This window comes from Streptomyces sp. NPDC088745 (assembly GCF_044751045.1).
Lineage (GTDB): Bacteria > Actinomycetota > Actinomycetes > Streptomycetales > Streptomycetaceae > Streptomyces > Streptomyces cremeus.
The window spans coordinates 800,477-820,888 of sequence record NZ_JBIVLB010000002.1 but is presented as its reverse complement, the minus strand read 5'-3'; the positions used below and the strand labels follow the sequence as shown (position 1 = coordinate 820,888).

At 68.5% G+C, this 20,412-nt stretch carries 17 protein-coding genes and 3 tRNA genes; 17 read left to right on the top strand and 3 right to left on the bottom strand.

Annotated elements, in window-relative coordinates:
* Positions 1-209 precede the first annotated feature (209 nt).
* From ACIP93_RS08350 to ACIP93_RS08325, 6 genes are all read left to right on the top strand, one after another.
* Positions 210-282: transfer RNA gene (locus ACIP93_RS08350), tRNA-Thr, on the top strand.
* A gap of 48 nt (positions 283-330) precedes the next feature.
* A tRNA-Met gene (locus tag ACIP93_RS08345) sits at positions 331-403 on the top strand.
* Between the two features lie 89 nt (positions 404-492).
* The gene (gene rpmG, locus ACIP93_RS08340; protein WP_007265873.1) at positions 493-657 is read left to right on the top strand and encodes a 50S ribosomal protein L33; all 165 of its coding nucleotides are present in this window, start codon (positions 493-495) and stop codon (positions 655-657) included.
* A 134-nt stretch (positions 658-791) separates the two neighbouring features.
* Complete coding sequence (locus tag ACIP93_RS08335) at positions 792-1,247, top strand: MaoC family dehydratase N-terminal domain-containing protein (RefSeq protein WP_401756802.1); 456 nt, start codon at positions 792-794, stop codon at positions 1,245-1,247.
* A 1-nt stretch (position 1,248) separates the two neighbouring features.
* Positions 1,249-1,677, top strand: coding sequence for a MaoC family dehydratase (locus ACIP93_RS08330; protein ID WP_345228967.1), 429 nt, complete (start codon positions 1,249-1,251; stop codon positions 1,675-1,677).
* 94 nt (positions 1,678-1,771) lie between these two features.
* The gene (locus ACIP93_RS08325; protein ID WP_401756800.1) at positions 1,772-2,827 is read left to right on the top strand and encodes a UDP-N-acetylmuramate dehydrogenase; all 1,056 of its coding nucleotides are present in this window, start codon (positions 1,772-1,774) and stop codon (positions 2,825-2,827) included.
* An 8-nt stretch (positions 2,828-2,835) separates the two neighbouring features.
* On the opposite strand, the gene ACIP93_RS08320 is transcribed toward ACIP93_RS08325, so the two are convergent.
* Entirely contained in the window at positions 2,836-3,468 is a 633-nt protein-coding gene (locus ACIP93_RS08320) for an NAD(P)-dependent oxidoreductase (protein ID WP_401756798.1), read from the bottom strand.
* A 134-nt stretch (positions 3,469-3,602) separates the two neighbouring features.
* Here ACIP93_RS08320 and ACIP93_RS08315 point away from each other — a divergent pair, with 134 nt between their 5' ends.
* Positions 3,603-4,205 carry a TetR/AcrR family transcriptional regulator gene (locus ACIP93_RS08315; protein WP_401756796.1) on the top strand — a complete coding sequence of 201 codons (603 nt, stop codon included), beginning with the start codon at positions 3,603-3,605 and terminating at the stop codon, positions 4,203-4,205.
* A gap of 1 nt (position 4,206) precedes the next feature.
* On the opposite strand, the gene ACIP93_RS08310 is transcribed toward ACIP93_RS08315, so the two are convergent.
* Positions 4,207-5,259, bottom strand: a complete 1,053-nt coding sequence (locus ACIP93_RS08310; RefSeq protein ID WP_345228965.1) for an adenosine deaminase — start codon at positions 5,257-5,259, stop codon at positions 4,207-4,209.
* Positions 5,260-5,381: 122 nt separating this feature from the next.
* Positions 5,382-6,608, bottom strand: coding sequence for a pyridoxal phosphate-dependent aminotransferase (locus tag ACIP93_RS08305; protein WP_345228964.1), 1,227 nt, complete (start codon positions 6,606-6,608; stop codon positions 5,382-5,384).
* 196 nt (positions 6,609-6,804) lie between these two features.
* Between ACIP93_RS08305 and ACIP93_RS08300 the strand changes: the two genes are divergently transcribed.
* From ACIP93_RS08300 to ACIP93_RS08255, 10 genes are all read left to right on the top strand, one after another.
* Positions 6,805-6,877 (top strand) — tRNA-Trp (locus ACIP93_RS08300).
* Between the two features lie 107 nt (positions 6,878-6,984).
* Complete coding sequence (gene secE / locus ACIP93_RS08295; RefSeq protein ID WP_345228963.1) at positions 6,985-7,263, top strand: preprotein translocase subunit SecE; 279 nt, start codon at positions 6,985-6,987, stop codon at positions 7,261-7,263.
* An 82-nt stretch (positions 7,264-7,345) separates the two neighbouring features.
* Positions 7,346-8,290, top strand: a complete 945-nt coding sequence (nusG, locus tag ACIP93_RS08290) for a transcription termination/antitermination protein NusG (protein WP_401756793.1) — start codon at positions 7,346-7,348, stop codon at positions 8,288-8,290.
* Between the two features lie 176 nt (positions 8,291-8,466).
* Entirely contained in the window at positions 8,467-8,901 is a 435-nt protein-coding gene (gene rplK / locus ACIP93_RS08285; RefSeq protein WP_185027986.1) for a 50S ribosomal protein L11, read from the top strand.
* A gap of 129 nt (positions 8,902-9,030) precedes the next feature.
* Positions 9,031-9,753 carry a 50S ribosomal protein L1 gene (rplA, locus tag ACIP93_RS08280; RefSeq protein WP_189821124.1) on the top strand — a complete coding sequence of 241 codons (723 nt, stop codon included), beginning with the start codon at positions 9,031-9,033 and terminating at the stop codon, positions 9,751-9,753.
* Between the two features lie 182 nt (positions 9,754-9,935).
* The gene (locus tag ACIP93_RS08275) at positions 9,936-10,859 is read left to right on the top strand and encodes a hypothetical protein (protein WP_401756790.1); all 924 of its coding nucleotides are present in this window, start codon (positions 9,936-9,938) and stop codon (positions 10,857-10,859) included.
* Positions 10,860-11,172: 313 nt separating this feature from the next.
* Complete coding sequence (gene rplJ, locus ACIP93_RS08270; protein WP_189821122.1) at positions 11,173-11,703, top strand: 50S ribosomal protein L10; 531 nt, start codon at positions 11,173-11,175, stop codon at positions 11,701-11,703.
* A 111-nt stretch (positions 11,704-11,814) separates the two neighbouring features.
* Positions 11,815-12,198 (top strand): 50S ribosomal protein L7/L12, encoded by a 384-nt coding sequence (rplL, locus tag ACIP93_RS08265; RefSeq protein ID WP_345228960.1) that lies wholly within the window; start codon positions 11,815-11,817, stop codon positions 12,196-12,198.
* Positions 12,199-12,849: 651 nt separating this feature from the next.
* On the top strand, positions 12,850-16,335 hold the full coding sequence (rpoB, locus tag ACIP93_RS08260) for a DNA-directed RNA polymerase subunit beta (RefSeq protein WP_345228959.1): 3,486 nt from the start codon (positions 12,850-12,852) through the stop codon (positions 16,333-16,335).
* A gap of 131 nt (positions 16,336-16,466) precedes the next feature.
* Entirely contained in the window at positions 16,467-20,366 is a 3,900-nt protein-coding gene (locus ACIP93_RS08255; protein WP_345228958.1) for a DNA-directed RNA polymerase subunit beta', read from the top strand.
* The last annotated feature ends 46 nt before the right edge of the window (positions 20,367-20,412 follow it).

The window sequence follows — 20,412 nt, the reverse complement described above, 5'->3', positions numbered from 1 at the left end:
CGGGGCGGCCGGCGCCCGGGTCACGCGGCGTCCGACCGAGCCTAGGGGCCCGCCCGCGGGGCTTCGAGGAGGTGCGGATTAGTCGTACCGCAGTGACCTCCGGTGGCCTACGCGACGGGTGGCGGCGACCCGTCCGGGAAGGCTCCGGAGAGGGCCTCCGATATGGATTTGGGGGATCGGCGCAGACCCGTGTAATGTCTTCATCGCTCGCCCCAATAGCTCAGTCGGTAGAGCGTCTCCATGGTAAGGAGAAGGTCTGCGGTTCGATTCCGCATTGGGGCTCTGGTGTTCGGAGATCCTCCCCCTCGGGGGAGGTGATCCAGACATCAAAGCGGTGTAGCTCAGTCGGTAGAGCAAGCGGCTCATAATCGCTGTGTCACCGGTTCAAGTCCGGTCACCGCTACGCGCAGTAGCCGATTGTAGGGTCGGTCCTCCGATCGGCTACTCTTTTTTGCGTTCATCCGTACATCCGTCCGTCCAAGGAGCACTCACGTGGCTGCCACCGACGTCCGCCCGAAGATCACGCTGGCCTGCGTGGAGTGCAAGGAGCGGAACTACATCACCAAGAAGAACCGGCGTAACAACCCGGACCGCATGGAGATGAAGAAGCACTGCCCGCGTTGCAACTCGCACACGGCGCACCGCGAAACGCGCTAAGCACAGGCTCGTACCCGAGGCCGTCCCCGAAATCACCGGGGGCGGCCTCGTGTCGTATGTCACCGCGTTTCGCCTCGGTCATGTCGCTCACGTCGGTCACGACGTTTTCACCAGTCACAGGAGGTACGAGTTCCATGGCGCTCGACCAGTCCTTCGTGGGGCGGTCCTATCCGCCCGCCTCGGCGTACGAGGTCGGCCGGGAGAAGATCCGCGAGTTCGCCGAGGCCGTCGGCGACGGCAATCCCGCGTACACGGATCAGGAGGCGGCCAAGGCGCTCGGCCACCCCGATGTGATCGCCCCGCCGACTTTCGTCTTCGCGATCACCTTCAAGGCCGCCGGTCTCGTCATCGAGGACCCGCAGTTGGGCCTGGACTACAGCCGGGTGGTGCACGGCGACCAGAAGTTCGCCTACACCCGCCCGGTGCGCGCGGGGGACCGGCTGTCGGTCACCTCGACCATCGAGGCGATCAAGTCGATGGCCGGGAACGACATCCTGGACATCCGCGGCGAGGTCCACGACGAGAGCGGTGAGCACGTCGTGACCGCCTGGACGAAGCTGGTGGCGCGTGCCGCCGCCGAGGAGGCGTGAGATGACTGCCACGATCGCTTACGCGGACGTCGAGGTCGGCACCGAGCTGCCCGCCGGGTCCTTCCCCGTGACCCGCGCCGCACTCGTGCGGTACGCGGGCGCCTCCGGGGACTTCAACCCGATCCACTGGAACGAGAAGTTCGCGGTCGAGGTCGGCCTCCCCGACGTCATCGCGCACGGCATGTTCACCATGGCCGAGGCGATCCGCGTGGTCACCGACTGGGCCGGGGACCCGGCCGCCGTCGTCGAGTACGGAGTGCGCTTCACCAGGCCCGTGGTCGTCCCCAACGACGACGAGGGCGCCCTGATCGAGGTCACCGGCAAGGTCGCCGCCCTCCTCGACGACAACCGGGTCCGGGTGGACCTCGTCGCCACGAGCGCCGGCCAGAAGGTGCTGGGCATGTCCCGCGCCGTGGTCCGGCTCGCCTGAGCAGCGGTACGGAACGCGAGGGGCGGCCTCCCGGGGCCGCCCCTCGCGCGTTGCCCGGCCGGGAGCCCCCGGCCGCTCTCGTAGGCTGGACCCCGTGCAGGAACTCCACGATGCCCCCCTCGCCCCCCTGACCACCTTCCGCCTCGGCGGCCCCGCGACCCGCCTGGTCACGGCCACCACCGACGACGAGGTGGTCGCCGCCGTCCGCGAGGCCGACGCCGCCGGCACCCCGCTGCTGGTCATCGGCGGCGGCAGCAACCTGGTCATCGGCGACAAGGGCTTCGACGGCACCGCCCTGCGTGTCGCCACCCGCGGCTTCTCCCTCGACGGCACGAAGCTGGAGCTGGCCGCCGGGGAGGTCTGGACGGACGCCGTCGCCCGCACCGTCGCGGCGGGCCTCGCGGGCATCGAGTGCCTCGCCGGAATCCCCGGCTCCGCCGGCGCCACCCCGATCCAGAACGTCGGGGCGTACGGCCAGGACGTCTCCAGCACCCTCACCGAGGTCGACGCCTACGACCGCCGCACCGGCGAGCGCGTCACCCTCACCAACGCCGAGTGCGCCTTCTCGTACCGCCACAGCCGGTTCAAGGAGGACCCGGAGCGCTATGTGGTGCTGCGGGTGCGCTTCGAGCTGGAGGACGCCGGCGGCCTGTCCGCGCCGGTCAAGTACCCGGAGACCGCGCGCACGCTGGGCGTGGCGGCGGGGGACCGGGTGCCCGCCGCCGTCGTGCGCGAGACCGTGCTCGCCCTGCGCGCGGGCAAGGGCATGGTGCTGGACCCGGAGGACCACGACACCTGGTCGGCGGGCTCCTTCTTCACCAACCCGATCCTGGACGACGCCCGGTTCGCGGCCTTCCTCGCCCGCGTCCACGACCGGCTCGGCCCCGACACCGCCCCGCCCGCCTTCCCGGCGGGGGAGGGGCTCACCAAGACCTCCGCGGCCTGGCTCATCGACCGCGCGGGCTTCACCAAGGGGTACGGACAGGGGCCCGCCCGCATCTCCACCAAGCACGCCCTCGCCCTCACCAACCGGGGCGACGCCACCACCGAGGACCTCCTGGCGCTCGCCCGCGAGGTCGTCGCCGGGGTCCGCGACGCGTTCGGCGTGACCCTCGTCAACGAGCCCGTGACGGTCAACTGCGCCCTGTAGGGGCCGGCTCAGTACGCCACCCCGACGCCCTGCCGCACCGTCGCCGGGTCCGCCAGCACCGCCAGCATCGCGTGCGCCACGTCGGCCCGCGCGACGGTGCGGCCGCCGCGCGGGGTGCCGCCGACGACCGTGCGGTACTTCCCGGTCAGCCGCCCGTCCAGCAGCCTGGGCGGGCGCACGGAGGTCCAGTCGGCGGCCGAGCGGGACAACTCGCCCTCCATGGCCGCCAGATCGACGTACACGGGCTTCAGGGCCGCGCTCACCAGCTTTCCTACCAGCCGGTCGACGAACGGCTGCCGGTCCGCCGGAGGGCCGACCGGGGCCGCGCTCACCACCACGAGCCGCCGGACGCCCTCGGCCTCCATCGCGCCCAGCACCGTACGGGTGAGCCGGGTCGTGATCCCCGCGTCCTTGCGGCCGCGCGCACCCAGACCCGAGAGCACCGCGTCCCGCCCGGCCACCGCCTCCCGCACCCCCTCGGGGCCGGCCAGGTCCGACCGGAAGACGGTCAGCCCCGCACCGGTGACGGTGAGCCGTGCCGGGTCGCGCACCACCGCCGTCACCTCGTGCCCCGCGGCCAGCGCCTGCCGGACGATCTCCTTCCCGACCCCGCCGGTGGCACCGAACACCGTGAGCTTCATCGCACGACCTCCTCGGGTGGGTGAGCATTCACTCACCAAGCGTCTAAAGTGGGTGAGCATTCACTCACCGCGGGTCCAGAGTGGGTGAGCATTCACTCACCCGTCAACCCCCGCCGACCCACCCCGGAGCCTCCGTGCAGAAGCCCACCCGCGAGCGCATCCTCGACGCCGCTCACGACCTGATGCGCACCCTCGGCCTCTCCCGCACCACCACCAAGGAGATCGCCCGCGCCGCCGGCTGCTCGGAGGCGGCCCTCTACAAGCACTTCGCGGGCAAGGAGGACCTCTTCGTCGCCGTCCTCCGCGAACGCCTGCCCCGGCTCGCCCCCCTGCTGCACCGTCTCCTCGCCGACCCCGGCGCCCGCACCGTCGAGCAGAACCTCACCGAGATCGCCCGCCAGGCCGTGCTCTTCTACGCCGAGAGCTTCCCGATCGCCGCCTCGCTCTACGCCGAGACCAAGCTCAAGGCCCGCCACGACACCGCCATGCGGGACCTGGGCACCGGACCCCACGTGCCCATCGAGAGCCTGGACGCCTATCTGCGCCTCGAACGCGGCACCGGCCGCCTCGCACCCGACGCCGACACCTTCGCGGCCGCCTCGCTCCTCCTCGGCGCCTGCGCCCAGCGCGCCTTCGCCTACGACGGGGACGGCACCGCCGGCAAGCGCCCCCCGCAGGACGTCGAGACCTTCGCCGCCTCCCTCGCCCGCACCCTGCTCACCGGCATCGCCGGCTAGCTCAGTCCGCCAGCCACGCGTCGATCCCGCTCAGCAGCTTGTCCCGCACGTCCACCGGCGCGGCCGACCCGCGCACCGACTGCCGGGCCAGCTCGGCCAGTTCGGCGTCCGTGAACCCGTGGTGCTCCCGCGCCAGCTCGTACTGCGCCGCGAGCCGCGACCCGAACAGCAGCGGGTCGTCCGCCCCCAGCGCCATCGGCACCCCGGCGTCGTACAAGGTCCGCAGCGGCACGTCCTCGGGCTTCTCGTACACCCCGAGCGCCACGTTCGACGCCGGGCACACCTCGCAGGTGACGCCCCGCTCCGCGAGCCGCTTCAGCAGCCGCGGGTCCTCCGCCGCCCGCACGCCGTGCCCGATCCGCGAGGCGTGCAGGTCGTCCAGGCAGTCCCGGACGGACGCGGGACCCGTCAGCTCGCCCCCGTGCGGCGCGGCGAGCAGCCCGCCCTCGCGCGCGATCGCGAAGGCCCGGTCGAAGTCCCGCGCCATCCCCCGGCGCTCGTCGTTGGAGAGCCCGAAGCCGACGATCCCGCGATCGGCGTACCGCACCGCCAGCCGCGCCAGCGTGCGCGCGTCCAGCGGATGCTTCATCCGGTTCGCCGCGACCAGCACCCGCATCCCGAGCCCGGTCTCCCGGGACGCGCTGTCGACCGCGTCCAGGATGATCTCCAGCGCCGGGATCAGCCCGCCGAGCAGCGGCGCGTACGACGTCGGATCGACCTGGATCTCCAGCCACCCGGAACCGTCCCGGACGTCCTCCTCGGCGGCCTCGCGCACCAGCCGTCGGATGTCCTCCGGCGTCCGCAGGCAGGACCGCGCCGCGTCGTACAGCCGCTGGAAGCGGAACCAGCCCCGCTCGTCGGTCGCCCGCAGCTTCGGCGGCTCGCCGCTGGTCAGTGCCTCGGGAAGGTGCACCCCGTGGCGGTCGGCCAGGTCCAGCAGGGTCGAGGGCCGCATCGAGCCGGTGAAGTGCAGATGCAGATGGGCCTTGGGAAGCAGAGTCAGATCGCGTACACGTGGCGGGTTCGGGGGGGTCCCCCCTGATCGGAGGTGCATCCCAGGATCTTGCCGCACGGGCGACGCGCCCGGAAGCGGCTTTTCTCCAACGGGTGCGCCCCCGAACGCAGAAACGGTCCCCCGGCCGCCTGGGCCGGGGGACCGTCACGGGCCGGGACGCGTCAGTCGCGCGCCTCCGCCAGCAGCTTCTGGATGCGCGACACGCCCTCGACGAGGTCCTCGTCGCCCAGCGCGTACGACAGCCGCAGGTAACCCGGGGTGCCGAAGGCCTCGCCCGGGACGACCGCGACCTCCACCTCCTCCAGGATCAGCGCGGCCAGCTCGACCGAGGTCTGCGGGCGCTTGCCGCGGATCTCCTTGCCCAGCAGCCCCTTCACCGACGGGTAGACGTAGAACGCGCCCTCCGGCGTCGGGCAGACGACGCCCTCGATCTCGCTCAGCATCCGCACGACCGTCCTGCGCCGGCGGTCGAAGGCGGCGCCCATCTCCTCGACGGCGTCCAGCGGCCCGGACACGGCGGCCAGCGCCGCGACCTGCGCCACGTTGGAGACGTTCGAGGTGGCGTGCGACTGGAGGTTGGTCGCGGCCTTCACGACGTCCTTCGGGCCGATGATCCAGCCCACCCGCCAGCCGGTCATCGCGTACGTCTTCGCCACGCCGTTGACCACGATGCACTTGTCGCGCAGCTCGGGCACGATCGCCGGCAGCGAGGTGAACCGCGCGTCGCCGTAGACCAGGTGCTCGTAGATCTCGTCGGTGAGGACCCACAGCCCCTTCTCGTGCGCCCAGCGGCCGATGGCCTCGGCGTCCGCCTCGCTGTAGACCGCGCCGGTCGGGTTGGACGGGGACACGAAGAGCACGACCTTCGTACGCTCCGTGCGCGCCGCCTCGAGCTGCTCGACGGAGACCCGGTAACCGGTCGTCTCGTCGGCCACGACCTCCACCGGCACACCGCCCGCCAGCCGGATCGACTCGGGGTAGGTCGTCCAGTACGGGGCCGGGACGATGACCTCGTCGCCCGGGTCGAGGATCGCGGCGAAGGCCTCGTAGATGGCCTGCTTGCCGCCGTTGGTGACCAGCACCTGGGAGGCGTCGATCTCGTAGCCGGAGTCGCGCAGCGTCTTGGCGACGATCGCGTTCTTCAGCTCGGGGAGCCCGCCTGCCGGGGTGTAGCGGTGGTACTTCGGGTTCGAGCAGGCCTCGATCGCGGCCTGGACGATGTAGTCCGGGGTCGGGAAGTCGGGCTCGCCCGCGCCGAAGCCGATCACCGGGCGCCCGGCGGCCTTGAGGGCCTTCGCCTTCGCGTCCACGGCAAGGGTGGCGGACTCGGAAATTGCACCGACGCGGGCGGAGACCCGGCGCTCGGTCGGAGGGGTAGCAGCGCTCATGAGCCCCATCGTCCCAGACCCCCGGGGGCCCTCGTACAGGGGTTTCACGGACTGGTCGGTGCCCCGTCCGGCCCCTTTCTGTTCGACGCCGGGCCCCGGAGCACGTACACTCACCTGTCGTTGGCCCACAGCAGCCCGTCTCCGCCGAGCGCACTCCGTGCACTCGACCGGATGCGGTAGGTTGGGGGAACCACAAAGGGTCGTAGCTCAATTGGTAGAGCACTGGTCTCCAAAACCAGCGGTTGGGGGTTCAAGTCCCTCCGGCCCTGCTACACACTCCTTCGCCAGGATGTGTGCGCATGTACGTACTTCTCTGCATTTGTCGTGCGGCTCCACCGGGCGCGGCACGGCCACGACCCGGAATCAGGTGAGTAGCGTGACGGACGCCGTGGGCTCCATCGACATGCCTGATGCCCAGGACGAGGTGTCGAAGAAGGCACGCAAGGGCGGCAAGCGGGGCAAAAAGGGCCCGCTGGGCCGCCTTGCTCAGTTCTACCGCCAGATCGTCGCCGAGCTGCGCAAGGTCGTCTGGCCCACTCGCAGCCAGCTCTCGACGTACACCACGGTCGTCATCATCTTCGTCGTGATCATGATCGGCATCGTGACCGTGATCGACCAGGGCTTCGCCGCAGCCGTGAAGTACCTCTTCGGTTAAAGCAGTACTCGCGTAGGGCGCCTGCCACGGGCGCCCCTTTCGCGCGTTCCAACCATTTTGTATCCAGGAAGAAGCAGCCACCGTGTCTGACCCGAACCTGAACGACGCCGGCGAGCCGACGGTGGGCGCCGTCGAGTCCGTTGAGGACGAGACCGCCATCGTTGAGGCGGCGGACGCTGTGGAGCCCGACCAGGCCGAAGCTGCCGACGCCGCCGCGGGCGAGCCCGCCGAGGAGGCCGCCCTCCGCGTCGAGCCCGACGAGTCCCCCGACGACGCGGCCGTCGCCGTCGCGGAGACCGACGAGGACGCCGCTGCCGCCGAGGCCGCTGCCGAGGCCGACGGGACCGACGCCGAGGCCGAGGAGATCGCCGAGGCCGAGGAGGCCGAGGAGCCCTCCGAGTCCGAGCCGGTGGACCCGATCGCCGCGCTCCGCGAGGAGCTGCGCCTGCTGCCCGGCGAGTGGTACGTCATCCACACGTACGCCGGTTACGAGAAGCGCGTGAAGGCCAACCTGGAGCAGCGCGCCGTCTCCCTGAACGTCGAAGAGTTCATCTACCAGGCCGAGGTGCCGGAAGAGGAAATCGTTCAGATCAAGAACGGCGAGCGCAAGAACGTCCGTCAGAACAAGCTCCCGGGCTACGTGCTCGTGCGCATGGACCTGACGAACGAGTCCTGGGGCGTCGTCCGCAACACCCCCGGCGTCACCGGCTTCGTGGGCAACGCCTACGACCCGTACCCGCTGACCCTGGACGAGATCGTCAAGATGCTCGCCCCGGAGGCCGAGGAGAAGGCCGCCCGCGAGGCCGCCGAGGCCGAGGGCAAGCCGGCGCCGGCCCGCAAGGTCACCGTCGAGGTCCTGGACTTCGAGGTCGGCGACGCGGTCACCGTCACCGACGGCCCGTTCGCCACGCTGCAGGCCACGATCAACGAGATCAACGCCGACTCGAAGAAGGTCAAGGGCCTCGTCGAGATCTTCGGCCGCGAGACTCCGGTCGAGCTCAGCTTCGACCAGATCCAGAAGAACTGACGCCAACCAGGCACTTCTGAACAAGAGCTTCCGAACAGGTCGGATCGGGCTGCCAAAGCCGGTCTGACCTGCTCGGTTTTTAGCCGCACGTCTATACCCGTTATCGTTGTGCGGTATGCCTCCATCCGGATGATCGGATGGTCGGCCGAAACTCTCACTAGGACCCGGAGAGAGCAATGCCTCCCAAGAAGAAGAAGGTCACGGGGCTTATCAAGCTCCAGATCAACGCGGGCGCCGCCAACCCGGCCCCGCCGGTCGGCCCGGCGCTCGGTCAGCACGGCGTCAACATCATGGAGTTCTGCAAGGCCTACAACGCCGCGACCGAGTCGCAGCGTGGCATGGTCGTGCCGGTGGAGATCACGGTCTACGAGGACCGCTCCTTCACCTTCGTGACGAAGACCCCGCCGGCCGCCAAGCTGATCCTCAAGGCCGCAGGTGTGGACAAGGGATCGGGCGAGCCCCACAAGACCAAGGTCGCCAAGCTCACGGCCGCCCAGGTCCGCGAGATCGCCACGGTCAAGCTCCCCGACCTGAACGCCAACGACCTGGACGCCGCCGACAAGATCATCGCCGGCACCGCCCGTTCCATGGGCATCACGGTCGAGGGCTGATCAGTCCCTTCCTCGTACGGAAGCCCCTTTCCGTACGACAGTGGCAGGGCCACGCGCCGGCCCGCACCACGACTCCACACCTGCCACGCGGCGGAAGCCGCATGGTGAATACCTGACACAGGAGCAGCAGTGAAGCGCAGCAAGTCTCTCCGCGCTGCGGACGCCAAGATCGACCGGGAGCGCCTGTACGCCCCCCTCGAGGCCGTCCGTATCGCCAAGGACACCAGCTCGGTCAAGTTCGACGGCACCGTCGAGGTCGCCATGCGTCTGGGCGTCGACCCGCGCAAGGCCGACCAGATGGTCCGTGGCACCGTGAACCTCCCGCACGGCACCGGCAAGACCGCCCGGGTCCTGGTCTTCGCGACCGGTGACCGTGCTGCGGCCGCGGAAGCCGCGGGCGCCGACATCGTCGGCTCCGACGAACTGATCGACGAGGTGGCCAAGGGCCGCCTGGACTTCGACGCCGTCGTCGCCACCCCGGACCTCATGGGCAAGGTCGGCCGCCTCGGCCGCGTGCTCGGTCCGCGTGGTCTGATGCCGAACCCGAAGACCGGCACCGTCACCCCGGACGTGGCGAAGGCTGTCACGGACATCAAGGGCGGCAAGATCGAGTTCCGCGTCGACAAGCACTCGAACCTGCACTTCATCATCGGCAAGGTCTCCTTCGACGAGACGAAGCTGGTCGAGAACTACGCCGCGGCGCTGGAGGAAGTCCTCCGTCTGAAGCCGTCCGCCGCCAAGGGCCGCTACATCAAGAAGGCCACGCTGGCCACCACGATGGGCCCCGGCATCCCGCTGGACGCCAACCGCACCCGCAACCTCCTCGTCGAGGAGGACCCGGCCGCCGTCTGAGTCCCCTGACTCGGCGACAGCCGCGGGTTTTCGCGCACGGAAGCCGGGCCGCACCCCTCTTCGGAGGAGTGCGGCCCGGCTTTTCGCGTAGGGCGTCCCTTCGGGGGCACAAGGTCGTTCCGGCTGTCAGCGGGGTTCGATACGGTCGCGGTCAGACCGACATTCTGGGGAGTTGAGGGCACATGAACAGGGCGCTCGTACGTCGCGCAGGGCTTTCCGTGCTGGCGGCCGCCGTGCTGACCGGCGTCACCGCCTGCGGGGGCGGCACCGGCAAGCAGGCCGAGGGCGGCAAGGAGACCGTGGGCGGGAAGGCGACCGCGGGCGGCAAGGAAGAGACCCGCAGCGCCGTCAGCGTGCTCCAGGCGGCCCAGAAGAAGGCCGGGGCCGCGAACTCCGCGAAGGTCGAGAGCAACCTGTCGGTGGGCTCCGCGATGGGGACGCAGAGCAAGGGCTCGCTCCGCTGGGACGACGGCGTCACCGGTGTCATGGACCTCACGTACACCAAGGGCCAGATGGCCGAGAACCTGAAGAAGATGGGCAGCGACGGGACCATGAAGGCCCGGTACCTCCCGGACGCCTACTTCGTCGACATGGGCCCGGCCTTCGCCAAGGACATGGGCGGCAAGTCCTGGATCCGCTACGGCTACGACGACATGGTCAAGCTGATGGGCCCCAGCGGCGCCCTGCTGAAGGACCAGATGCAGAACAGCACCCCCGAGCAGGGCGTGAAGCAGCTGCTGGCCACCGGGCAGGTCAAGGAGGTCGGCAAGGAGGAGGTCCGCGGCGTGCAGGCGACGCACTACGCGGGCACGCTCGACGTCCGGAAGATGGCCGAGTCCAACTCCCAGCTCGACGCGAAGACCCTGGCAGGGCTCCGCAAGCAGCTGGAGCAGGCGGGCGTCACCACCAGCGTCATCGACATCTGGATCGACGAGGACGACGTCCTGGTCAAGAAGACCGAGCGGTCCCAGTCCAAGGCCGGCCCGATCAACTCCACCGTCTTCTACTCCGACTACGGCGTGGACGTCACCGCCGAGGCCCCGCCGACGGCCCGGACGGTCGACTTCAAGGACCTGATGAAGAAGCAGCAGCAGCCGAAGGCCTGACGGGGCCGGGACCCGGCCGGCCGGCTTCCGGGACCGCACCGCGGCCCGGGCCGTCCGGCCGATTTGCCTGATCCCGACACCGTCGCGTACTCTTCCGAGGAAGCCAAAGACCGCTGGTCGTTGCTGCGTGCTCGTTCGAGGGCGCGGTGGCCGAAGGATCCGCTAGAGACACGCGGACGACCTGCGCAGGTGTTCGTGGAAAGTTCCCGGTTCATTCTGGTTGAGCTCAGCCCCGTGCGCTTGCGCCGGGGCGTTTTCGTTTTTACAGCCCCTTCTGAGCGGTCCTCATCACCCGGAAGGAGGCCGACGCTCTATGCCGACGCCCGACAAGGCTGCCGCGGTAGCCGAGCTCGCGGACCAGTTCCGCAGCTCGAACGCCGCCGTGCTGACCGAGTACCGGGGTCTCACCGTGGCGCAGCTCAAGACGCTGCGTCGTTCCCTCGGTGAGAACGCCCAGTACGCCGTGGTGAAGAACACGCTGACCAAGATCGCGGCCAACGAGGCCGGGATCACTTCGCTGGACGACCAGTTCACTGGTCCGACGGCGGTTGCCTTCATCACCGGTGACCCGGTGGAGTCGGCGAAGGGTCTTCGTGACTTCGCCAAGGAGAACCCGAACCTCATCATCAAGGGCGGTGTCCTTGACGGCAAGGCGCTGTCCGCCGATGAGATCAAGAAGCTCGCGGACCTCGAGTCCCGCGAGGTTCTGCTCGCCAAGCTGGCGGGTGCCATGAAGGGCAAGCAGACTCAGGCTGCGCAGCTCTTCCAGGCGCTTCCGTCGAAGTTCGTCCGCACCGCGGAGGCGCTTCGCGTCAAGCTCGAAGAGCAGGGCGGTGCCGAGTAACTCGGCTCGCGCAATGGTCGTAGCCCGCTAGGGAGACGACCGCAGCGGGCCGACAGTACGCCCGCCGACATTTACATCCGGCACCTGCCGACTTATTGGAAGGACGCCATCATGGCGAAGCTGTCCCAGGACGACCTGCTCGCGCAGTTCGAAGAGATGACCCTCATCGAGCTCTCCGAGTTCGTGAAGGCCTTCGAGGAGAAGTTCGACGTCACCGCCGCCGCGGCCGTCGCCGTCGCCGGTCCGGCCCAGGGTGGCGGCGACGCCCCCGCCGCCGAGGAGCAGGACGAGTTCGACGTCATCCTCACGGGTGCCGGCGACAAGAAGATCCAGGTCATCAAGGTCGTGCGTGAGCTCACCTCGCTGGGTCTGAAGGAGGCCAAGGACCTCGTCGACGGCGCTCCGAAGCCGGTCCTCGAGAAGGTCACCAAGGAGGCCGCCGAGAAGGCTGCCGAGTCCCTCAAGGGCGCCGGTGCGGCCGTCGAGGTCAAGTGACCTCCTGAGTCTCTGACTCTTTTCGCCGGAATGCGCCGCGAGGTGTAACGCCGGCACAGCCAAGGGCGATCATCCAATTGGGTGGTCGCCCTTCGGCGTTCCCGTGGCGGCTGTGCGCATCACTCCGTGACGAGTAGGGTGATCTTCGTCGTGCGCCCCGCAGACGCGCTGTGCGCCCGTCGTACGCCCCTGGGGCGGTCCGGCGGGCCGAGGCTCCGAGGGGGCGGGGGCCTTGACGAACGGCACGCAGCGCGCAATTCTCAGGACGCGTCGCCACATCGATCCGACTCCGAGGCATGGATCGGCGGCGCGCAGGGCAGTAATGAGGTGCGTTCGCAGGGCGCGAGGGCTCGCCCGAGGCACAGGACGACGGCAGGACGCACGGCAGGCGCAACGTAATTCGTGACAGTGGCGTTGAGAAGAACAAAGAGGCTGATGAGGGTCCCCAAAAACCCGCTCTGGACATCAGTGGGCCAAGTGGCTACACTGACCCTTTGCGCTGCCTGTTAGCTGCCTCCTGCCCGTCACCAGGGGCATGCCCACTGTCTGGCCACTGAGGAACGAACCGCCCTGATCTGGGCTTTTCTGTCTCCGTGTCCATGTGGGACCGGTACGCGCGTAGTGAGTCCGAGCCCTCGGAAGGACCCCCTCTTGGCCGCCTCGCGCAACGCCTCGACCTCCAATACGAACAACGGCGCAAGCACCGCCCCGCTGCGCATCTCCTTTGCAAAGATCAAGGAGCCCCTCGAGGTTCCGAACCTCCTCGCGCTGCAGACCGAGAGCTTTGACTGGCTGCTCGGCAACGCCGCTTGGAAGGGTCGCGTCGAGGCCGCTCTCGAGAGTGGACAGGACGTCCCCACGAAGTCCGGTCTGGAGGAGATCTTCGAAGAGATCTCCCCGATCGAGGACTTCTCCGGGTCGATGTCGCTGACGTTCCGCGACCACCGTTTCGAGCCGCCGAAGAACTCGATCGACGAGTGCAAGGAGCGCGACTTCACGTTCGCCGCCCCGCTCTTCGTCACCGCCGAGTTCACCAACAACGAGACCGGCGAGATCAAGTCCCAGACGGTCTTCATGGGCGACTTCCCGCTCATGACCAACAAGGGCACCTTCGTCATCAACGGCACCGAGCGTGTCGTCGTGTCGCAGCTGGTCCGCTCGCCGGGTGTCTACTTCGACTCCTCCATCGACAAGACGTCCGACAAGGACATCTTCTCCGCCAAGATCATCCCCTCCCGGGGCGCCTGGCTGGAGATGGAGATCGACAAGCGCGACATGGTCGGTGTCCGCATCGACCGCAAGCGCAAGCAGTCCGTCACCGTTCTCCTGAAGGCTCTCGGTTGGACGACCGAGCAGATCCTGGAGGAGTTCGGCGAGTACGAGTCCATGCGCGCCACCCTGGAGAAGGACCACACCCAGGGCCAGGACGACGCGCTGCTCGACATCTACCGCAAGCTGCGCCCGGGCGAGCCGCCGACCCGTGAGGCCGCTCAGACGCTGCTGGAGAACCTCTACTTCAACCCGAAGCGCTACGACCTCGCCAAGGTCGGCCGCTACAAGGTGAACAAGAAGCTCGGCGCGGACGAGCCGCTGAACGCCGGCGTGCTCACCACCGACGACATCATCGCCACCATCAAGTACCTGGTGAAGCTCCACGCGGGCGAGACCGAGACGGTCGGCGAGTCGGGCCGCGACATCGTCGTCGAGACCGACGACATCGACCACTTCGGCAACCGCCGTCTGCGCAACGTCGGCGAGCTCATCCAGAACCAGGTCCGCACGGGCCTGGCGCGGATGGAGCGCGTCGTCCGCGAGCGCATGACGACCCAGGACGTCGAGGCGATCACCCCGCAGACCCTGATCAACATCCGCCCGGTCGTGGCGTCGATCAAGGAGTTCTTCGGCACCTCGCAGCTCTCGCAGTTCATGGACCAGAACAACCCGCTGTCGGGTCTGACGCACAAGCGTCGTCTCTCGGCGCTGGGTCCCGGCGGTCTGTCCCGTGAGCGGGCCGGCTTCGAGGTCCGTGACGTGCACCCGTCCCACTACGGACGCATGTGCCCGATCGAGACGCCCGAAGGCCCGAACATCGGTCTGATCGGTTCGCTGGCCTCGTACGGCCGCGTCAACGCCTTCGGCTTCGTCGAGACCCCGTACCGCCGCGTCACCGAGGGTGTCGTCACCGACGAGGTCGACTACCTGACGGCCGACGAGGAAGACCGCTTCGTGATCGCCCAGGCGAACGCGACCCTCGGTGAGGACATGCGCTTCACCGAGTCGCGCGTCCTGGTCCGCCGCCGTGGCGGCGAGATCGACTACATCCCGGGCGACGACGTCGACTACATGGACGTCTCGCCGCGCCAGATGGTGTCCGTCGCGACCGCGATGATCCCCTTCCTGGAGCACGACGACGCCAACCGCGCGCTCATGGGCGCGAACATGATGCGTCAGGCCGTGCCCCTGATCACGTCCGAGGCGCCGCTCGTCGGCACCGGCATGGAGTACCGCTGCGCGGTCGACGCCGGTGACGTCATCAAGGCGGAGAAGGCGGGTGTGGTCCAGGAGGTCTCCGCGGACTACGTCACCGTCGCCAACGACGACGGCACGTACACCACGTACCGGATCGCCAAGTTCTCCCGCTCGAACCAGGGCACCTCGGTCAACCAGAAGGTTGTCGTGGACGAGGGCGCCCGGGTCGTCGAGGGCCAGGTCCTCGCCGACGGTCCCGCCACCCAGCAGGGTGAGATGGCGCTCGGCAAGAACCTCCTGGTCGCCTTCATGCCGTGGGAGGGTCACAACTACGAGGACGCCATCATCCTGAGCCAGCGGCTCGTCCAGGATGACGTGCTCTCTTCGATCCACATCGAAGAGCACGAGGTCGACGCGCGTGACACCAAGCTCGGCCCGGAGGAGATCACCCGGGACATCCCGAACGTCTCCGAAGAGGTCCTCGCCGACCTCGACGAGCGCGGCATCATCCGCATCGGCGCCGAGGTCGTCGCCGGCGACATCCTCGTCGGCAAGGTCACGCCCAAGGGCGAGACCGAGCTGACGCCCGAGGAGCGCCTGCTCCGCGCGATCTTCGGTGAGAAGGCGCGCGAGGTGCGCGACACCTCGCTGAAGGTGCCGCACGGCGAGATCGGCAAGGTCATCGGCGTCCGCGTCTTCGACCGCGAAGAGGGCGACGAGCTGCCCCCGGGCGTGAACCAGCTCGTCCGCGTCTACGTGGCCCAGAAGCGCAAGATCACCGATGGTGACAAGCTCGCCGGCCGTCACGGCAACAAGGGCGTCATCTCCAAGATCCTGCCGATCGAGGACATGCCGTTCCTGGAGGACGGCACCCCGGTCGACATCATCCTGAACCCGCTCGGCGTGCCGTCCCGAATGAACCCGGGACAGGTCCTGGAGATCCACCTCGGCTGGCTCGCCAGCCGCGGCTGGGACGTCTCCGGTCTGGGCGAGGAGTGGGCCCAGCGCCTGCAGGCCATCGGCGCCGACCGCGTCGAGCCCGGCACCAACGTCGCCACCCCGGTGTTCGACGGCGCCCGCGAGGACGAGATCACCGGTCTCTTCGAGGCCACGATCCCCAACCGCGACGGCGACCGCCTGGTGCAGCCCTCCGGCAAGGCGCAGCTGTACGACGGCCGCTCCGGCGAGCCGTTCCCGGACCCGATCTCGGTCGGGTACATGTACATCCTCAAGCTGCACCACCTGGTGGACGACAAGCTCCACGCGCGTTCGACCGGCCCGTACTCGATGATCACGCAGCAGCCGCTGGGTGGTAAGGCGCAGTTCGGTGGTCAGCGCTTCGGTGAGATGGAGGTGTGGGCGCTGGAGGCTTACGGCGCCGCGTACGCCCTCCAGGAGCTCCTGACGATCAAGTCCGACGACGTGACCGGCCGCGTGAAGGTCTACGAGGCCATCGTCAAGGGCGAGAACATCCCGGAGCCCGGCATTCCCGAGTCCTTCAAGGTGCTCATCAAGGAAATGCAGTCGCTCTGCCTCAACGTGGAGGTGCTGTCCTCGGACGGCATGTCCATCGAGATGCGCGACACGGACGAGGACGTCTTCCGCGCGGCGGAAGAACTCGGTATCGACCTGTCCCGGCGCGAGCCGAGCAGCGTCGAAGAGGTCTGACGGGCCGGCCGGGGGTCTCCGTCACACGAGACCCCCGGCCCTCCCCGGACCCGTTCAGACCATTTGAAGTGCCCACTCATCTCGCGCACAACGCGAGGGGCTCGAACCCCCGAAAGAGGGATTGACGACAAGTGCTCGACGTCAACTTCTTCGACGAGCTGCGGATTGGCCTCGCCACCGCGGACGACATCCGGACCTGGTCCCACGGCGAAGTGAAGAAGCCGGAGACCATCAACTACCGCACGCTCAAGCCCGAGAAGGACGGACTCTTCTGCGAGAAGATCTTCGGTCCGACCCGGGACTGGGAGTGCTACTGCGGCAAGTACAAGCGTGTCCGCTTCAAGGGCATCATCTGTGAGCGCTGCGGCGTCGAGGTCACTCGCGCCAAGGTGCGCCGTGAGCGGATGGGCCACATCGAACTGGCCGCGCCCGTCACGCACATCTGGTACTTCAAGGGCGTTCCCTCGCGCCTCGGCTACCTGCTCGACCTCGCGCCGAAGGACCTCGAGAAGGTCATCTACTTCGCCGCGTACATGATCACCTTCGTGGACGAGGAGCGCCGGACGCGCGACCTGCCCTCGCTGGAGGCGCACGTCTCCGTCGAGCGCCAGCAGGTCGAGAACCGCCGCGACTCCGACCTGGAGGCCCGCGCCAAGAAGCTCGAGACGGACCTCGCCGAGCTGGAGGCCGAGGGCGCCAAGGCCGACGTGCGCCGCAAGGTGCGCGAAGGCGCCGAGCGCGAGATGAAGCAGCTCCGTGACCGCGCCCAGCGCGAGATCGACCGCCTCGACGAGGTGTGGAACCGCTTCAAGAACCTCAAGGTCCAGGACCTGGAGGGCGACGAGCTCCTCTACCGCGAGCTGCGTGACCGCTTCGGCACGTACTTCGACGGCTCCATGGGCGCGGCCGCTCTGCAGAAGCGCCTGGAGTCCTTCGACCTGGAGGAGGAGGCCGAGCGCCTCCGCGAGATCATCCGGACCGGCAAGGGCCAGAAGAAGACCCGTGCGCTCAAGCGCCTCAAGGTCGTCTCCGCGTTCCTGTCGACCAGCAACAGCCCCAAGGGCATGGTGCTGGACTGCGTCCCGGTCATCCCGCCGGACCTGCGTCCGATGGTGCAGCTCGACGGTGGCCGCTTCGCGACCTCCGACCTGAACGACCTGTACCGCCGCGTCATCAACCGCAACAACCGCCTGAAGCGGCTCCTCGACCTCGGCGCCCCCGAGATCATCGTGAACAACGAGAAGCGCATGCTTCAGGAGGCCGTCGACGCGCTCTTCGACAACGGCCGTCGTGGTCGCCCGGTCACGGGCCCCGGCAACCGTCCGCTGAAGTCGCTGTCCGACATGCTCAAGGGCAAGCAGGGCCGCTTCCGTCAGAACCTCCTCGGCAAGCGTGTGGACTACTCCGCGCGTTCCGTGATCGTCGTCGGTCCGCAGCTCAAGCTGCACCAGTGCGGTCTGCCGAAGGCCATGGCGCTGGAGCTCTTCAAGCCGTTCGTGATGAAGCGCCTGGTGGACCTGAACCACGCGCAGAACATCAAGTCGGCCAAGCGCATGGTCGAGCGCGGCCGCACCGTCGTCTACGACGTCCTCGAAGAGGTCATCGCGGAGCACCCGGTGCTGCTGAACCGCGCGCCCACCCTGCACCGCCTCGGTATCCAGGCCTTCGAGCCGCAGCTCGTCGAGGGCAAGGCCATCCAGATCCACCCGCTCGTCTGCACCGCGTTCAACGCGGACTTCGACGGTGACCAGATGGCCGTGCACCTGCCGCTCTCCGCGGAGGCGCAGGCCGAGGCCCGCATCCTGATGCTGTCCTCGAACAACATCCTGAAGCCGGCCGACGGCCGTCCCGTCACCATGCCGACCCAGGACATGGTGCTGGGCCTGTTCTTCCTCACCACCGACGAGGAGGAGCGCAAGGTCATCGGCGAGGGCCGGTCCTTCGGCTCCACCGCCGAGGCGATCATGGCGTTCGACGCCCGGGAGCTCTCGCTCCAGGCGAAGGTCGACATCCGCTTCCCCGTCGGCACCGTCCCGCCGCGCGGCTGGACCCCGCCGGTCGCCGAAGAGGGCGAGCCCGAGTGGCAGACCGGTGACCCGTTCCGTCTCCGTACGACCCTGGGCCGTGCGCTTTTCAACGAGCTGCTGCCCGAGGACTACCCGTTCGTCGACTACTCGGTGGGCAAGAAGCAGCTCTCCGAGATCGTCAACGACCTGGCGGAGCGCTACCCCAAGGTCATCGTGGCGGCGACGCTCGACAACCTGAAGGCGGCCGGCTTCCACTGGGCGACCCGTTCGGGCGTCACCGTGGCCATCTCCGACGTCGTCGTGCCCGAGGCCAAGAAGGCCATCGTCAAGGGCTACGAGGAGCAGGACGAGAAGGTCCAGAAGCAGTACGAGCGCGGTCTGATCACCAAGGAAGAGCGCACTCAGGAGCTCATCGCGATCTGGACCAAGGCGACCAACGAGGTCGCCGAGGCGATGAACGCGAACTTCCCCAAGACGAACCCCATCTTCATGATGGTTGACTCGGGTGCCCGAGGAAACATGATGCAGATGCGTCAGATCGCCGGTATGCGTGGTCTGGTGTCGAACGCCAAGAACGAGACGATTCCGCGTCCCATCAAGGCGTCCTTCCGCGAGGGCCTGTCCGTGCTCGAGTACTTCATCTCGACGCACGGTGCCCGTAAGGGTCTCGCCGACACCGCCCTGCGTACCGCCGACTCGGGTTACCTGACCCGTCGTCTGGTGGACGTCTCGCAGGACGTGATCATCCGCGAGGAGGACTGCGGCACCGACCGCGGCCTCAAGCTGAAGATCGCGGAGAAGGGCGCCGACGGCATCCTCCGCAAGACCGACGACGTCGAGACCAGCGTCTACGCCCGCATGCTGGCCGAAGACGTGGTCATCGACGGCAAGGTCATCGCGCCTGCCAACGTCGACCTCGGTGACGTGCTCATCGACCAGCTCGTGATGCACGGCGTCGAGGAGGTCAAGACCCGCTCGGTCCTGACCTGCGAGTCCGCGGTCGGCACCTGTGCCTTCTGCTACGGCCGCTCGCTGGCCACCGGCAAGCTCGTCGACATCGGTGAGGCGGTCGGCATCATCGCCGCCCAGTCCATCGGTGAGCCGGGTACGCAGCTCACCATGCGTACCTTCCACACCGGTGGTGTGGCCGGTGACGACATCACCCAGGGTCTGCCCCGTGTCGTCGAGCTCTTCGAGGCTCGTACGCCCAAGGGTGTCGCCCCGATCTCGGAGGCCAAGGGCCGCATCCGGATCGAGGAGACCGAGAAGACCAAGAAGATCGTCGTCACCCCGGACGACGGCAGCGAGGAGACGGCGTTCCCGATCTCCAAGCGCGCCCGTCTGCTGGTCGGCGAGGGCGACCCGGTCGAGGTGGGCCAGAAGCTCACCGTCGGTGCGACCAACCCGCACGACGTGCTGCGCATCCTCGGTCAGCGCGCGGTCCAGGTCCACCTGGTCGGCGAAGTCCAGAAGGTGTACAACAGCCAGGGCGTGTCGATCCACGACAAGCACATCGAGATCATCATCCGGCAGATGCTCCGCCGCGTGACGATCATCGAGTCCGGCGACGCGGAACTGCTGCCGGGCGAGCTCGTCGAGCGCTCGAAGTTCGAGACCGAGAACCGTCGTGTGGTCACGGAAGGCGGCCACCCGGCCTCCGGCCGTCCGCAGCTGATGGGTATCACCAAGGCCTCGCTGGCGACGGAGTCCTGGCTGTCGGCCGCCTCCTTCCAGGAGACGACCCGAGTCCTGACGGATGCGGCGATCAACGCCAAGTCCGACAGCCTCATCGGCCTCAAGGAGAACGTCATCATCGGTAAGCTCATCCCGGCCGGTACGGGCCTGTCCCGCTACCGCAACATCCGGGTCGAGCCGACCGAGGAGGCCAAGGCCGCGATGTACTCGGCCGTCGGCTACGACGACATCGACTACTCGCCGTTCGGCACGGGCTCCGGCCAGGCCGTTCCGCTGGAGGACTACGACTACGGTCCGTACAACCAGTAAGAGCGTGTAGCGGTACGTACGAAGGGCGCCTGCCCCGCTTCCGAGC

What these genes read in the sequence shown, in the direction of transcription:
- ACIP93_RS08335 (WP_401756802.1), top strand. Translation starts at nt 792, where the DNA reads ATGGCGCTCGACCAGTCCTTCGTGGGGCGGTCCTATCCGCCCGCCTCG.
- ACIP93_RS08330 (WP_345228967.1), top strand. Translation starts at nt 1,249, where the DNA reads ATGACTGCCACGATCGCTTACGCGGACGTCGAGGTCGGCACCGAGCTG.
- ACIP93_RS08320 (WP_401756798.1), bottom strand. Translation starts at nt 3,468, where the DNA reads ATGAAGCTCACGGTGTTCGGTGCCACCGGCGGGGTCGGGAAGGAGATC.
- ACIP93_RS08310 (WP_345228965.1), bottom strand. Translation starts at nt 5,259, where the DNA reads ATGCACCTCCGATCAGGGGGGACCCCCCCGAACCCGCCACGTGTACGC.
- ACIP93_RS08305 (WP_345228964.1), bottom strand. Translation starts at nt 6,608, where the DNA reads ATGAGCGCTGCTACCCCTCCGACCGAGCGCCGGGTCTCCGCCCGCGTC.
- rplK (WP_185027986.1), top strand. Translation starts at nt 8,467, where the DNA reads ATGCCTCCCAAGAAGAAGAAGGTCACGGGGCTTATCAAGCTCCAGATC.
- ACIP93_RS08275 (WP_401756790.1), top strand. Translation starts at nt 9,936, where the DNA reads ATGAACAGGGCGCTCGTACGTCGCGCAGGGCTTTCCGTGCTGGCGGCC.
- rplJ (WP_189821122.1), top strand. Translation starts at nt 11,173, where the DNA reads ATGCCGACGCCCGACAAGGCTGCCGCGGTAGCCGAGCTCGCGGACCAG.
- rplL (WP_345228960.1), top strand. Translation starts at nt 11,815, where the DNA reads ATGGCGAAGCTGTCCCAGGACGACCTGCTCGCGCAGTTCGAAGAGATG.